Genomic DNA, 14,526 nt, shown 5'->3' with positions numbered 1-14,526 from the left:
AGCATCTCCCTTCTCCCTGTAGTAATACAGACATAAGGCGTCATCTCATTTTCTCAATAAAAATAAGAAAATCTGAGCTTCCTTTAAGATAATTCGACAAGTATACCATATAAATAGTCGGCATAAATGAAATGTCAACAATAAAATCAGGGATTGTACCGATGATTTATAGTTTCAAGTTGGCACTATAAGTCTTCTTACTAATCCTACAGGCGTAAGAATTGTATTGCAAAAGCCACGGTTTAGTCCTCTGTTGTTTTTTTTGCACCTCATTTAAATTAGGCCTCCAACGTTCCTGGGATAATGTGCAACACATGCACTGTGTTTGATATGAAGAATGAATGCTCTTTTCATTCAATTCATAAATTTCATCTATGAGAAATGAGAGATAATAGTGGAACAGATTAATTCAAATAAAAAACATTCTAACAGAAGAAAATACTTTTCTTTATTGGCGGTAGTTTTATTTATTGCGTTTTCAGGTGCCTATGCCTATTGGTCAATGGAATTAGAAGACATGATTAGTACAGATGACGCCTATGTCACGGGGAATGCAGATCCAATTTCTGCACAAGTCTCAGGTAGTGTCACTGTCGTTAATCATAAAGATACGAACTACGTTCGACAAGGTGACATTTTAGTTTCACTGGATAAAACTGATGCCACTATCGCACTCAATAAAGCTAAAAATAATCTGGCAAATATTGTTCGGCAAACGAATAAACTATACTTACAGGATAAACAATACAGTGCCGAAGTCGCTTCAGCACGTATTCAGTATCAACAATCTTTAGAAGATTATAACCGTCGAGTGCCGTTAGCGAAGCAGGGGGTTATTTCAAAAGAAACGCTGGAGCATACCAAAGATACGTTAATAAGTAGCAAAGCGGCATTGAATGCCGCTATCCAGGCTTATAAAGCGAATAAAGCTTTAGTAATGAACACACCATTAAACCGTCAGCCACAAGTCGTTGAAGCGGCGGATGCAACTAAAGAAGCCTGGTTGGCGCTTAAACGTACGGATATTAAGAGTCCGGTTACCGGCTATATTGCCCAGAGAAGTGTTCAGGTCGGCGAAACAGTGAGCCCCGGACAATCGTTAATGGCTGTCGTACCGGCACGTCAAATGTGGGTTAATGCCAACTTTAAAGAAACACAACTCACGGATGTACGGATTGGTCAATCGGTCAATATTATCAGCGATCTTTATGGTGAAAATGTTGTGTTTCATGGTCGGGTGACAGGGATCAATATGGGAACCGGCAATGCGTTCTCCTTATTACCTGCACAAAATGCGACAGGGAACTGGATCAAAATCGTTCAGCGTGTACCGGTTGAAGTTTCTCTGGATCCAAAAGAACTCATGGAACACCCCTTGCGCATTGGTTTATCGATGACTGCAACTATTGATACCAGGAACGAAGACATTGCTGAGATGCCTGATCTGGCTTCAACCGTGACCTCTATGCCTGCTTATACCAGTAAGGCTTTAGTTATCGATACCAGTCCGATAGAAAAAGAAATTAGCAACATTATTTCGCATAATGGACAACTTTAATGGCAATCACTAAATCAACTCCGGCACCATTAACCGGTGGGACGTTATGGTGCGTTACTATTGCATTGTCATTAGCGACGTTTATGCAAATGTTGGATTCCACTATTTCTAACGTCGCAATACCGACAATATCTGGCTTTCTGGGAGCATCAACAGACGAAGGCACCTGGGTTATCACCTCGTTTGGCGTAGCAAATGCCATTGCGATCCCTGTTACCGGCAGGCTGGCACAAAGAATAGGCGAATTAAGGTTATTTTTACTTTCAGTCACTTTTTTTTCGCTGTCTTCCTTAATGTGTAGTTTATCGACCAATCTTGATGTGCTGATATTTTTTAGAGTCGTTCAGGGATTAATGGCGGGGCCGTTAATTCCACTGTCACAGAGTTTATTATTAAGGAATTATCCACCAGAAAAAAGAACATTTGCTCTGGCATTATGGTCAATGACCGTGATTATCGCTCCGATATGTGGGCCGATATTGGGCGGTTATATTTGCGATAACTTTAGCTGGGGTTGGATATTTTTAATCAATGTCCCTATGGGGATTATCGTCCTGACATTATGCTTAACCTTACTTAAAGGAAGAGAAACTGAGACTTCACCGGTCAAAATGAATCTACCAGGACTGACCCTGTTAGTGCTCGGTGTTGGTGGCTTGCAAATTATGCTTGATAAAGGGCGCGATCTGGATTGGTTCAACTCGAGTACAATAATAATATTAACAGTAGTATCAGTTATTTCTCTGATCTCTTTAGTCATTTGGGAGTCGACCTCAGAGAACCCGATTCTTGATCTCAGTTTGTTTAAGTCCCGTAACTTCACCATTGGTATTGTGAGTATCACATGCGCGTATTTATTTTACTCTGGAGCGATCGTTCTTATGCCGCAGTTACTCCAGGAAACGATGGGGTATAATGCGATATGGGCCGGACTTGCTTATGCGCCCATCGGCATCATGCCACTATTAATTTCACCTTTGATAGGACGTTATGGCAACAAAATAGACATGCGGTTGTTAGTGACATTTAGTTTTTTGATGTATGCGGTTTGCTATTACTGGCGTTCTGTGACATTTATGCCAACGATTGATTTTACAGGCATCATTTTGCCGCAGTTTTTTCAGGGATTCGCCGTTGCCTGTTTCTTTTTACCCTTAACAACGATTTCGTTTTCAGGCTTGCCAGATAATAAATTTGCCAATGCCTCGAGTATGAGTAATTTTTTTCGTACCTTGTCAGGATCAGTTGGTACGTCGTTGACAATGACGCTGTGGGGACGACGCGAATCGTTACACCATAGTCAGTTGACAGCAACCATCGATCAATTTAACCCCGTGTTTAATTCATCGTCACAAATTATGGATAAATATTATGGTTCGCTTTCAGGAGTTCTTAATGAAATTAATAATGAAATAACCCAGCAGTCACTTTCTATTTCTGCAAATGAGATTTTCCGTATGGCGGCTATTGCTTTTATCTTACTTACGGTTTTGGTTTGGTTTGCGAAACCGCCGTTTACAGCGAAAGGCATTGGGTGATGATAAAAGGAGGGGGTTATAGCGGGTAAGACCGGGGATCTTAAGTCTGCGCCATCGGCAGCATCGCTCACCCAGGGAAAAGATTGCGATGCTGCGTTGAAACGTTATTAACGGCCTTTTGCCAGATATTGATTCATCTCTTCTTCCGGCACCATTCCACCTCCCGTCGCCCACACCAGATGAGTGGTATTACGCAGTTGTTCTGCGCTGAAACCGTGCATCTGTTGGTAACTTACTGATGCACACACGCGCTGAGGTCCGGCCATACCCGCCAGTGCCGAAGGTTCAAGACGAATACCTTCTTCCTGCGCCAGCCAGCCAAGCATGTCATACATGGTTTGATCGCTAAGGGTATAGAAGCCATCCAGCAGACGCTCCATTGCCCGCCCGACAAAGCCTGATGCGCGACCAACTGCAAGGCCATCCGCTGCGGTAAGGTTGTCGATACCAATATCCTGAACAGAAATCTGATCGTGTAATCCTGTATGGACGCCTAACAACATACAAGGGGAGTGCGTTGGTTCGGCAAAAAAGCAGTGAACATGATCGCCAAACGCCAGTTTAAGTCCGAATGCGACGCCACCAGGACCACCGCCAACACCACACGGCAGATAGACAAACAGAGGGTTATCAGCATCGACGATACGACCTTGCTGGGCAAATTGCGCTTTAAGACGCTGGCCAGCGACGGAATACCCAAGGAACAACGTGCGGGAATTTTCGTCATCAATAAAGAAACAGTTCGGGTCAGACTGCGCTGCTTTACGTCCTTCCTCGACGGCAACACCATAATCTTGCTCATATTCCACGACCGTAACGCCATGGCTGCGCAGTTTCGCTTTTTTCCATGCCCGGGCATCAGCAGACATATGAACTGTCACCTTAAAGCCAATGCGGGCGCTCATAATGCCGATTGATAACCCCAGATTTCCGGTTGAGCCCACAGCAATGCTGTATTGGCTAAAGAACTGTTTAAACTCCGGAGAAAGCAGTTTGCTGTAGTCATCATCAAGCGTCAGCAACCCCGCTTCCAGAGCCAGTTTTTCTGCGTGTGCCAGGACTTCATAAATCCCGCCGCGTGCTTTTATGGAGCCGGAAATGGGCAAATGGCTATCTTTTTTCAGTAACAGTTGCCCGCTGATCGGTTGCTGATATTCTTTTTCCAGCCGTTTTTGCATAGCTGGAATGGCAACCAGTTCTGATTCAATAATCCCCCCAGTGGCAGCAGTTTCAGGAAATGCTTTTGCCAGATAGGGTGCAAAACGGGATAAGCGCGCATGGGCGTCCTGAACATCCTGTTCGGTCAGGCCAACATAAGGTAAACCTTCAGCCAATGAGGTCGTGCCAGGATTAAACCAGGTGGTTTCTTTAAGAGCAACCAGATCCTTTACCAACGGATACTGGGCGATGAGCGAGTTCATTTTAGCGTTTTCCATAGTACGTCTCTTTGCGCTTAGATGATAAATGACAGCAGGAATGTGCCCGCCAGAGCGACGACTGAAGCGATAAATGTCGCTGTCGTATAGTATTTAAATGTTTCATTGAGCGTAGCGCCGCAATATTGCTTCACCAGCCAGAAAAGCGAGTCCGTAACGATCGTGCAGCCAATTGCACCTGAACCGATAGCAATCGCAATAATTTCCGGGCTGATGTCGGGATACAGCGGCAGCACAATGATCCATATTTATATTTTCTTCTCCAGGTTGGCGATGCCAGTTGGCATGTTTTACTTACTTGCCTATATGGTTACTCGTTGGCGAGAACAGAGGCGGAATTGAGTACAATTATCCGGCAATTATTGTTATTTTTTATTGTATTGCCGTGTTGGGTGATAGGGCGTTGAGAATATCGTTGGATCTCGCCAGTGACGTCTGTTTCTGCTACAGTGCCCGTTTTACGGCAAACGGCTTGGGTATGGCTTCATTAAAGGATGTCGCACGCCTGGCGGGAGTGTCGATGATGACAGTCTCCCGGGTGATGCATAATGCAGAATCTGTGCGTCCTGCAACGCGTGACCGCGTATTGCAGGCAATCCAGACCCTGAATTATGTTCCTGATCTTTCCGCCCGTAAGATGCGCGCTCAAGGACGTAAGCCGTCGACTCTCGCCGTGCTGGCGCAGGACACGGCTACCACTCCTTTCTCTGTTGATATTCTGCTTGCCATTGAGCAAACCGCCAGCGAGTTCGGCTGGAATAGTTTTTTAATCAATATTTTTTCTGAAGATGACGCTGCCCGCGCGGCACGTCAGCTGCTTGCCCACCGTCCGGATGGCATTATCTATACTACAATGGGGCTGCGACATATCACGCTGCCTGAGTCTCTGTATGGTGAAAATATTGTATTGGCGAACTGTGTGGCGGATGACCCAGCGTTACCCAGTTATATCCCTGATGATTACACTGCACAATATGAATCAACACAGCATTTGCTCGCGGCGGGCTATCGTCAACCGTTATGCTTCTGGCTACCGGAAAGTGCGTTGGCAACAGGGTATCGTCGGCAGGGATTTGAGCAGGCCTGGCGTGATGCTGGACGAGATCTGGCTGAGGTGAAACAATTTCACATGGCAACAGGTGATGATCACTACACCGATCTCGCAAGTTTACTCAATGCCCACTTCAAACCGGGCAAACCAGATTTTGATGTTCTGATATGTGGTAACGATCGCGCAGCCTTTGTCGCTTATCAGGTTCTCCTGGCGAAGGGGGTACGTATCCCGCAGGATGTCGCCGTAATGGGCTTTGATAATCTGGTTGGCGTCGGGCATCTGTTTTTACCGCCGCTGACCACAATTCAGCTTCCACATGACATTATCGGGCGGGAAGCTGCATTGCATATTATTGAAGGTCGTGAAGGGGGAAGAGTGACGCGGATCCCTTGCCCGCTGTTGATCCGTTGTTCCACCTGATATTATGTTAACCCAGTAGCCAGAGTGCTCCATGTTGCAGCACAGCCACTCCGTGGGAGGCATAAAGCGACAGTTCCCGTTCTTCTGGCTGCGGATAGATTCGACTACTCATCACCGCTTCCCCGTCGTTAATAAATACTTCCACGGATGATGTATCGATAAATATCCTTAGGGCGAGCGTGTCACGCTGCGGGAGGGGAATACTACGGTAGCCGTCTAAATTCTCGTGTGGGTAATACCGCCACAAAACAAGTCGCTCAGATTGGTTATCAATATACAGCCGCATTCCAGTGCCGAGCTGTAATCCGTAATGTTCGGCATCACTGTTCTTCAGCGCCCACTGCAACTGAATCTCAACTGCTTGCGCGTTTTCCTGCAAAACATATTTATTGCTGATTGTGCGGGGAGAGACAGATTGATGCTGCTGGCGTAACGACTCAGCTTCGTGAACCGGGCGTTGTAGAAGTTTGCCATTGCTCTCTGATAGCTCGCGCGCCAGCGTCATGCAGCCTGCCCATCCTTCACGTTTTGAGGGCATTGGCGATTCCCACATATCCATCCAGCCGATAACAATACGCCGACCATCCTTCGCTAAAAAGCTTTGTGGTGCATAAAAGTCATGCCCGTTATCAAGTTCAGTAAAATGCCCGGATTGTGCAAAAAGTCGTCCTGGCGACCACATTCCGGGTATTACGCCACTTTGAAAGCGATTTCGGTAACTGTATCCCTCGGCATTCATTCCCTGCGGGGAAAACATCAGATAATGCTGATCGCCAAGGCTGAAAAAGTCCGGACATTCCCACATATAGCTTTCACCCGCATCAGCGTGGGCCAGTACGCGATCGAAGGTCCATTCACGCAATGAACTGCCGCGATAAAGCAGGATCTGCCCCGTGTTGCCTGGATCTTTCGCCCCGACTACCATCCACCATGTGTCGGCTTCACGCCACACTTTAGGATCGCGGAAGTGCATGATTCCTTCTGGTGGAGTGAGGATCACACCCTGTTTCTCGAAATGAATACCATCCCGACTGGTAGCCAGACATTGTACTTCGCGAATTGCATCGTCATTACCTGCACCATCGAGCCAGACGTGTCCGGTGTAGATAAGTGAGAGGACACCATTGTCATCGACAGCACTACCTGAAAAACACCCGTCTTTGTCATTATCGTCTCCTGGCGCTAGCGCAATAGGCTCATGCTGCCAGTGGATCATATCGTCGCTGGTGGCATGTCCCCAGTGCATTGGCCCCCAGTGTTCGCTCATCGGGTGATGTTGATAAAACGCGTGATAACGATCGTTAAACCAGATCAGGCCGTTTGGATCGTTCATCCACCCGGCAGGAGGCGCGAGGTGAAAATGGGGATAGAAAGTGTTACCCCGGTGCTCATGAAGTTTTGCTAGGGCGTTTTGCGCCGCATGCAATCGAGATTGCGTCATTTTAATCATCCTGGTTAAGCAAATTTGGTGAATTGTTAACGTTAACTTTTATAAAAATAAAGTCCCTTACTTTCATAAATGCGATGAATATCACAAATGTTAACGTTAACTATGACGTTTTGTGATCGAATATGCATGTTTTAGTAAATCCATGACGATTTTGCGAAAAAGAGGTTTATCACTATGCGTAACTCAGATGAATTTAAGGGAAAAAAATGTCAGCCAAAGTATGGGTTTTAGGGGATGCGGTCGTAGATCTCTTGCCAGAATCAGACGGGCGGCTACTGCCTTGTCCTGGCGGCGCGCCAGCTAACGTTGCGGTGGGAATCGCCAGATTAGGCGGAACAAGTGGGTTTATAGGTCGGGTGGGGGATGATCCTTTTGGTGCGTTAATGCAAAGAACGCTGCTAACTGAGGGAGTCGATATCACGTATCTGAAGCAAGATGAATGGCACCGGACATCCACGGTGCTTGTCGATCTGAACGATCAAGGGGAACGTTCATTTACGTTTATGGTCCGCCCCAGTGCCGATCTTTTTTTAGAGACGACAGACTTGCCCTGCTGGCGACATGGCGAATGGTTACATCTCTGTTCAATTGCGTTGTCTGCCGAGCCTTCGCGTACCAGCGCATTTACTGCGATGACGGCGATCCGGCATGCCGGAGGTTTTGTCAGCTTCGATCCTAATATTCGTGAAGATCTATGGCAAGACGAGCATTTGCTCCGCTTGTGTTTGCGGCAGGCGCTACAACTGGCGGATGTCGTCAAGCTCTCGGAAGAAGAATGGCGACTTATCAGTGGAAAAACACAGAACGATCGGGATATATGCGCCCTGGCAAAAGAGTATGAGATCGCCATGCTGTTGGTGACTAAAGGTGCAGAAGGTGTGGTGGTCTGTTATCGAGGACAAGTTCACCATTTTGCTGGAATGTCTGTTAATTGTGTCGATAGCACGGGGGCGGGAGATGCGTTCGTTGCCGGGTTACTCACAGGTCTGTCCTCTACGGGATTATCTACAGATGAGAGAGAAATGCGACGAATTATCGATCTCGCTCAACGTTGCGGAGCGCTTGCAGTAACGGCGAAAGGGGCAATGACAGCGCTGCCATGTCGACAAGAACTGGAATAGTGAGAAGTAAACGGCGAAGTCGCTCTTATCTCTAAATAGGACGTGAATTTTTTAACGACAGGCAGGTAATTATGGCACTGAATATTCCATTCAGAAATGCGTACTATCGTTTTGCATCCAGTTACTCATTTCTCTTTTTTATTTCCTGGTCGCTGTGGTGGTCGTTATACGCTATTTGGCTGAAAGGACATCTAGGGTTGACAGGGACGGAATTAGGTACACTTTATTCGGTCAACCAGTTTACCAGCATTCTATTTATGATGTTCTACGGCATCGTTCAGGATAAACTCGGTCTGAAGAAACCGCTCATCTGGTGTATGAGTTTCATCCTGGTCTTGACCGGACCGTTTATGATTTACGTTTATGAACCGTTACTGCAAAGCAATTTTTCTGTAGGTCTAATTCTGGGGGCGCTCTTTTTTGGACTGGGGTATCTGGCGGGATGCGGTTTGCTTGACAGCTTCACCGAAAAAATGGCGCGAAATTTTCATTTCGAATATGGAACAGCGCGCGCCTGGGGATCTTTTGGCTATGCTATTGGCGCGTTCTTTGCCGGCATATTTTTTAGTATCAGTCCCCATATCAACTTCTGGTTGGTCTCGCTATTTGGCGCTGTATTTATGATGATCAACATGTGTTTTAAAGATAAGGATCACCAGTGCGTAGCGGCGGATGCGGGAGGGGTAAAAAAAGAGGATTTTATCGCAGTTTTCAAGGATCGAAACTTCTGGGTTTTCGTCATATTTATTGTGGGGACGTGGTCTTTCTATAACATTTTTGATCAACAACTTTTTCCTGTCTTTTATGCAGGTTTATTCGAATCACACGATGTAGGAACGCGCCTGTATGGTTATCTCAACTCATTCCAGGTGGTACTCGAAGCGCTATGCATGGCGATTATTCCTTTCTTTGTGAATCGGGTAGGGCCAAAAAATGCATTACTTATCGGTGTTGTGATTATGGCGTTGCGTATCCTTTCCTGCGCGCTGTTCGTTAACCCCTGGATTATTTCATTAGTGAAGCTGTTACATGCTATTGAGGTTCCACTTTGTGTCATATCCGTCTTCAAATACAGCGTGGCAAATTTTGATAAGCGCCTGTCGTCGACGATCTTTCTGATTGGTTTTCAAATTGCCAGTTCGCTTGGGATTGTGCTGCTTTCAACGCCGACTGGGATACTCTTTGACCACGCAGGCTACCAGACAGTTTTCTTCGCAATTTCGGGTATTGTCTGCCTGATGTTGCTATTTGGCATTTTCTTCTTGAGTAAAAAACGCGAGCAAATAGTTATGGAAACGCCTGTACCTTCAGCAATATAGACGTAAACTTTTCCGGTTGTTGTCGATATCTCCCTATCCCTCAACCGGAAAATAATAATACTAAAGTGCTTAGCCCTGCTAATAATCACCTAATCCAAACGCCTCATTCATGTTCTGGTACAGTCGCTCAAATGTACTTCAGATGCGCGGTTCGCTGATTTCCAGGACATTGTCGTCATTCAGCGACCTGTCCCGTGTATCACGGTCCTGCGAATTCATCAAGGAATGCATTGCGGAGTGAAGTATCGAGTCACGCCATATTTCGCTATCAGGATTCTGTGTGATGGTTACATCGCCCGGCCCAGGGCTGTTTAGTCATCAGCGCTTTCTGACAGTGCTGAGATTTCAACCTGTTGCAGTAAAAATGAGTAGATATAAGGCAAGTGTGCTGCCAAACCTATCTTTTACGGGGTGAAGGTAGATTTCGTTTGAAGGGTATCTGGTGTCACCTGCAGGAATCGAATCATTTTTTATGTGTTTGATTTTATGGTTTTTATTGTTTTTATTTTAAGTTAATACCATCAAGGATACCATCATATAACACATTGTTCCTGAACTGGAGTGAGTGATTTTAGGTAAAAATTGCGAACCTCAAATCCGAAGTAATGACATAGAAAAACGTATATGTATTCTTCTATAAGTTCCAGTTAAGCAAACTTAAGTACCTAATAAGGGTATTTATGTAGGCAGTTTAAATATTATTTTAAAATCTGGTAAAGATGGTTAAAATTAATTGTTTTAGAAATGTTTTTTTGTTTATTATAACTAAATAATATTCTAACTGGTAAATTAGGCGATGATGCTACTCGGTATATTAATGTTGTAGTCTGCAATAAAGAGAGAGGTAGCTACGTTGAATTAATTTTTTTTGGATGAGTTTATTATCAGTGTTTAATGATTTTCTGTGATGATTAGAAAATATTGCATAACTGTGTGACTTAAATAGTCATATTATTTTAACAGCTATGCAATATGTTATATTAATTTACTTAGCGCATATTATTTTTTCTGCTAGAAAGCTAACTAAAGGAATATAGAAACTAACTAATTCTTCTGATTCAGTTAGAGGGATGTGACAATCCTCACGATTGTATTTGTCTGATGAGTGTACAAGTGCGTTTCTTATATGTTTCAGTACATGGGCTGTATTAGGAATCATATGCTCATTATTCTTAATATTTATGGATAAATTCTCGCCAAATATTTTTCTTGCTTTTGTGTAATGTTTCTCACCAATACTTTCTTCAAAATTTTCAATGAACTGCTTCAATTCATCCGGTTCAATATATTTTTTAAGTACTCTAATCAACATGTCTTTTTCATCGGATTTATCATTATGTTTTTTGACAGTGTTTATTATTGACTCGATATCTGCTAATGATCCGCTAAAATTTGTTGATTGTATGTTAGATCTTAGTTTAGCTTGTAACTCTTCTTCCGAAACACTTAGGAAGTTATATTCTAAAACATGATAATATGATAGGAATGATTGGCTTGGGAACTGGCTACTAACGGCAACTTTATAATAATTAACTAGATTTATATCATAGCTAGCAAAAGGAATATTGAGTTCAACTTCATCTTCAGAAGTATATGCTATATTTAAAGAGCGGCGTTGTTTATATAGTTCCCAAGCTTGGCCGTAATCAACTGCTAGCTTGAATAAACAGCTATCGAAACATTTTAATGCATCATCTAGCATTTTTTGCTGTTCGATTTTTCTCTTAAGATTATATTTTATTGTTATTGGAGTCCAAACAATAGTGTGGAAATAGACATATCCTAAACGAACTCTATTAATCAGCCTTCTTTTTACAATTTTATCAATGAAGTTTTTGTAGTCTTCAGATTTAAAATGGCTAAGAGAAAATTCTTTGGTTGCTCTTGATAGTTGTACTGTCTTTGATGAATTAGATTTGAATTCAAATGAAGGTGTTTCAAAAATATTTTGGTTTAATCGCTGAACAAAAACCTCAACTGTTCGATAGCCAATCAATGTCCTCTTTTCAAGATCATATCGATATTGTCGGGATTTTGCAAAGTTAGATATTGCCTCATCATATCCTTCGTTGAATCTTACTTCCACATCCTTGCCATCGATTTGTAAATATAATTTATCTTCTTGAACCTTACATTGAATGCCATTTGATTCGAAAACCTCTTTTACAAATTCAAAATTCATTTTTTTCATCCTTTTTCAATACACCGAAATGCAATACTTAATCTATCTAAACCATAACCTTTATAGAAGAATAAATATGAACATTGTTAACGGTCGAGGGAAAATGCTCTAGTTCCTGCCTTCATGCTTCTCAAAGTGTCTTAGGTGTAAATAGCTGATATCTTGTGTGAAATGTTATCTTGTTGTAAATGGATTTGCAATGTTAACTCATGTAAAAAATAGATCATTGTCATAAAAAATGAAGTGTCTGCAAGTTAATAGGTCAGAACGCATGTAATCATAAACGGAACAAAAAACATAGCAGAAATAATGTCCGAGTTATCTACTGACATAACTAAAAAAATAATCTAAGTCTCGTCATTTCAGATAGCTTAGGAGGCTAATATCCATACCCGAATCATAGGATTTCCGTTGATAGGTAGCATATAAGAATGAGAGAAAATCAGCTGAGAGCGCATTAACCGATAGTGGTGGACTTATCCAGTTTGATTGATACAACGAAACTGATAATGATAGTCGGTTAAGGTAGTTTAGCGCACAGCCCCGCACGCCTGCCCGCTTCGCTTAACAGACTGGTTTTCATGCATGCCATAAATCGTCTCAGTTACCACCATACAAAGGTTTTCGCCTCAAAAAAGGTGCATAAGACTCATGCGTTTTCATGCGCCATAGACATGCACTCATGCGCTCTCAGGCCAGCCAGGGAAAAGGTGTTAAAAATCCCGGCACTCGACCGGGATTACGTGGGCGTTTTTTCTAATCAGACAGGAATCTGCTGACGGCTTGACAGTTTTGACGCGGAGCCATAGCGATTGAGCGTTTGCTGTTGTTTTACCGGGGTTTGTGATTTGTCTGGTTCCTGTTCATTGCGCCGGGGTTTCATGATTATCTTATCCACACTCTCCAGTGCCGTAAATGTGCAGGAACATTCCAGATTCTGGCACTGATACCACGAGCGTTTAACTGACGGAGCTTCATAGGCTGCTGTTCTGGCGTGTGCAACTGTACCGCATTCCGGACATTTAAGTGCCATTAATATCACTCCTGTATATCGTTAATGTCATTCAGGCGTTGCTGAAAACGCAGGTGTTGTGCCGGGGTGTAAGAGCCCTGGCAATCACGAATCATCCCGGGGTCAGGCATCAAACCGGATTCATCTAGGATCTCACGATAATCCCCGACAATTTCAGGCGGTGTTATTGCCAGCTGGCGAACCAGAGCACTGCGTAATATACGAAACGCAACGTCAACCCCTCCGCGTCCCTTCAGGAACGGAGCCAGTGCAGATGTCAGGGCTGCCCCATTCGCCTGCATAAAATTGCTGAGAGCAGCTTCTGTGCAGGCCTCCATCAATAAATGCTGCGAGTAAATGCATTCGCGCGCAGCACAGTTAATTTGCCATTTCAGCACATCCAGACGTTCCCGCAGTAATTCGAGCTGTCGGGCATAATCTGCTGGTTTTTCTGTGGCAGTGAGGAGAGATGCTATCTGTTGTTCAACGGCTTTTCGGCTCTCACTATGTCCGGCCCACAGAATACGGGCATTCCGAAAACTGGTAAGTGCCTGGTCAGGTGTGCCTCGGGCCGTCATACTGCTTTCTCCTTCTCAGCAAGTTCCTGACGAACCTTTATTTTATGCATAGCTGCCGGAGAGAGTTGATTACTGAAATCCAGACGCGCCGCATAATCCGGGGCAACTCCCGCCAGTTTAAACACCGGGTCCTGTTCAGGCATCGCATCGTTAGCCAGAGCCGGTCTGGTGATATGTTTATGAATAAAGTCTTTCAGCACTGTGTCCGGGTCATTAACTGAATTCACCACACCCACAACGGCACTGGCTTCCCGGCCCATTGTGGATTTAAGCAGGCTCAGCGTCTGAATAAGCGCTTTTCCATGCGACTGCATAAAATCTTCCCAGATTTGTTTTGCGCGAATATCTACAAGGATGTTATGCGCGTGGATATACTTTCCGGCTAATTCCGCAGCTTTCTGCGGCAAAAGTGCATTTTCGCTTTCCTGAGCCGCCAGCAGCTCATCAAAATCCTCAAGCGTTTCTCGTCCCAGCGCAATTTCCGTGCGCAGTTTTTTCATTTCCTTTGAGACCACGCCCTGACTTTCACGAAACAGCGTGCGCCACTCCTCATTCAGTGTGTTCGTCGTGGCTTCCATTTCAGCGCGACGCTGGCGGATTGTCGCAATATTATCCGCTGCCGCTTTCTGCTGACGACGTGCTTCAAGCCATGCGTTTCTGGCTGTGTTCATGGTTTCCAGTGCCCGCTGCGTTACAGCCGGAAAAGTGGAAAGGTTGTTATTCACTGCGGTGTTGTTCATGACTTCTCCTGTCGGGGTGGTTAGTTACGTCAATTGTGTCGTGGCTGACACAAGCACACTATCGGTGCTCAGTGTGTGGTGGCTGGCACAACGGGCGCTTGCGGTTATTCCGACGTGG

General features: G+C 44.5%; 11 protein-coding genes and 1 pseudogene. 5 read left to right on the top strand and 7 right to left on the bottom strand.

What is annotated here, in order from left to right:
* Nucleotides 1-394 precede the first annotated feature (394 nt).
* Together emrK and emrY are read left to right on the top strand one after the other, a co-directional pair.
* On the top strand, nt 395-1,558 hold the full coding sequence (emrK, locus tag FTE26_RS17890; protein WP_000435169.1) for a multidrug efflux MFS transporter periplasmic adaptor subunit EmrK: 1,164 nt from the start codon (nt 395-397) through the stop codon (nt 1,556-1,558).
* Nucleotides 1,558-3,096: a multidrug efflux MFS transporter permease subunit EmrY gene (gene emrY / locus FTE26_RS17885; protein WP_001018713.1), complete on the top strand. Its 1,539-nt coding sequence runs from the start codon at nt 1,558-1,560 to the stop codon at nt 3,094-3,096. The genes emrK and emrY overlap by 1 nt, the downstream gene beginning before the upstream one ends.
* Nucleotides 3,097-3,203: 107 nt before the next feature.
* Here emrY and dsdA read toward each other — a convergent pair whose 3' ends face one another.
* Together dsdA and FTE26_RS17875 are read right to left on the bottom strand one after the other, a co-directional pair.
* Nucleotides 3,204-4,532 carry a D-serine ammonia-lyase gene (gene dsdA / locus FTE26_RS17880; protein WP_000426427.1) on the bottom strand — a complete coding sequence of 443 codons (1,329 nt, stop codon included), beginning with the start codon at nt 4,530-4,532 and terminating at the stop codon, nt 3,204-3,206.
* Between the two features lie 17 nt (nt 4,533-4,549).
* Nucleotides 4,550-4,768: pseudogene (locus FTE26_RS17875) on the bottom strand (GntT/GntP/DsdX family permease); the annotation flags it as partial.
* Between the two features lie 242 nt (nt 4,769-5,010).
* On the opposite strand from FTE26_RS17875, the gene FTE26_RS17870 reads away from it, so the two are divergent.
* Nucleotides 5,011-6,006: a LacI family DNA-binding transcriptional regulator gene (locus tag FTE26_RS17870; RefSeq protein ID WP_001342524.1), complete on the top strand. Its 996-nt coding sequence runs from the start codon at nt 5,011-5,013 to the stop codon at nt 6,004-6,006.
* A 7-nt stretch (nt 6,007-6,013) separates the two neighbouring features.
* Here FTE26_RS17870 and cscA read toward each other — a convergent pair whose 3' ends face one another.
* Nucleotides 6,014-7,447 (bottom strand): sucrose-6-phosphate hydrolase, encoded by a 1,434-nt coding sequence (cscA, locus tag FTE26_RS17865; protein ID WP_000194515.1) that lies wholly within the window; start codon nt 7,445-7,447, stop codon nt 6,014-6,016.
* A 215-nt stretch (nt 7,448-7,662) separates the two neighbouring features.
* Here cscA and FTE26_RS17860 point away from each other — a divergent pair, with 215 nt between their 5' ends.
* Both FTE26_RS17860 and FTE26_RS17855 read left to right on the top strand, forming a co-directional pair.
* On the top strand, nt 7,663-8,577 hold the full coding sequence (locus tag FTE26_RS17860; protein ID WP_001274887.1) for an aminoimidazole riboside kinase: 915 nt from the start codon (nt 7,663-7,665) through the stop codon (nt 8,575-8,577).
* A 71-nt stretch (nt 8,578-8,648) separates the two neighbouring features.
* Nucleotides 8,649-9,896 (top strand): oligosaccharide MFS transporter, encoded by a 1,248-nt coding sequence (locus FTE26_RS17855; RefSeq protein ID WP_001197016.1) that lies wholly within the window; start codon nt 8,649-8,651, stop codon nt 9,894-9,896.
* A gap of 985 nt (nt 9,897-10,881) precedes the next feature.
* Here the strand turns inward: FTE26_RS17855 and FTE26_RS17850 are convergent.
* The 4 genes from FTE26_RS17850 to FTE26_RS17835 all read right to left on the bottom strand — a co-directional run bounded on the left by FTE26_RS17850 (nt 10,882) and on the right by FTE26_RS17835 (nt 14,408).
* The gene (locus FTE26_RS17850) at nt 10,882-12,078 is read right to left on the bottom strand and encodes a hypothetical protein (protein WP_001008529.1); all 1,197 of its coding nucleotides are present in this window, start codon (nt 12,076-12,078) and stop codon (nt 10,882-10,884) included.
* Between the two features lie 760 nt (nt 12,079-12,838).
* Nucleotides 12,839-13,111, bottom strand: coding sequence for an ogr/Delta-like zinc finger family protein (locus tag FTE26_RS17845; RefSeq protein ID WP_001185343.1), 273 nt, complete (start codon nt 13,109-13,111; stop codon nt 12,839-12,841).
* Nucleotides 13,112-13,116: 5 nt separating this feature from the next.
* Nucleotides 13,117-13,668, bottom strand: coding sequence for a phage polarity suppression protein (locus FTE26_RS17840; RefSeq protein WP_000126949.1), 552 nt, complete (start codon nt 13,666-13,668; stop codon nt 13,117-13,119).
* Complete coding sequence (locus FTE26_RS17835) at nt 13,665-14,408, bottom strand: phage polarity suppression protein (RefSeq protein ID WP_001066218.1); 744 nt, start codon at nt 14,406-14,408, stop codon at nt 13,665-13,667. Before FTE26_RS17835 ends, FTE26_RS17840 begins: the two co-directional genes overlap by 4 nt.
* Between the last annotated feature and the right edge of the window lie 118 nt (nt 14,409-14,526).

It is taken from the genome of Escherichia sp. S10b, assembly GCF_028421345.1.
Classification (GTDB): Bacteria; Pseudomonadota; Gammaproteobacteria; order Enterobacterales; family Enterobacteriaceae; genus ECMA0423.
The sequence above is the reverse complement of the archived record's forward strand: the minus strand, read 5'-3'. Positions and strand labels throughout refer to the sequence as shown.

What these genes read in the sequence shown, in the direction of transcription:
- emrY (WP_001018713.1), top strand. Translation starts at nt 1,558, where the DNA reads ATGGCAATCACTAAATCAACTCCGGCACCATTAACCGGTGGGACGTTA.
- dsdA (WP_000426427.1), bottom strand. Translation starts at nt 4,532, where the DNA reads ATGGAAAACGCTAAAATGAACTCGCTCATCGCCCAGTATCCGTTGGTA.
- FTE26_RS17870 (WP_001342524.1), top strand. Translation starts at nt 5,011, where the DNA reads ATGGCTTCATTAAAGGATGTCGCACGCCTGGCGGGAGTGTCGATGATG.
- cscA (WP_000194515.1), bottom strand. Translation starts at nt 7,447, where the DNA reads ATGACGCAATCTCGATTGCATGCGGCGCAAAACGCCCTAGCAAAACTT.
- FTE26_RS17860 (WP_001274887.1), top strand. Translation starts at nt 7,663, where the DNA reads ATGTCAGCCAAAGTATGGGTTTTAGGGGATGCGGTCGTAGATCTCTTG.
- FTE26_RS17855 (WP_001197016.1), top strand. Translation starts at nt 8,649, where the DNA reads ATGGCACTGAATATTCCATTCAGAAATGCGTACTATCGTTTTGCATCC.
- FTE26_RS17850 (WP_001008529.1), bottom strand. Translation starts at nt 12,078, where the DNA reads ATGAATTTTGAATTTGTAAAAGAGGTTTTCGAATCAAATGGCATTCAA.
- FTE26_RS17845 (WP_001185343.1), bottom strand. Translation starts at nt 13,111, where the DNA reads ATGGCACTTAAATGTCCGGAATGCGGTACAGTTGCACACGCCAGAACA.
- FTE26_RS17840 (WP_000126949.1), bottom strand. Translation starts at nt 13,668, where the DNA reads ATGACGGCCCGAGGCACACCTGACCAGGCACTTACCAGTTTTCGGAAT.
- FTE26_RS17835 (WP_001066218.1), bottom strand. Translation starts at nt 14,408, where the DNA reads ATGAACAACACCGCAGTGAATAACAACCTTTCCACTTTTCCGGCTGTA.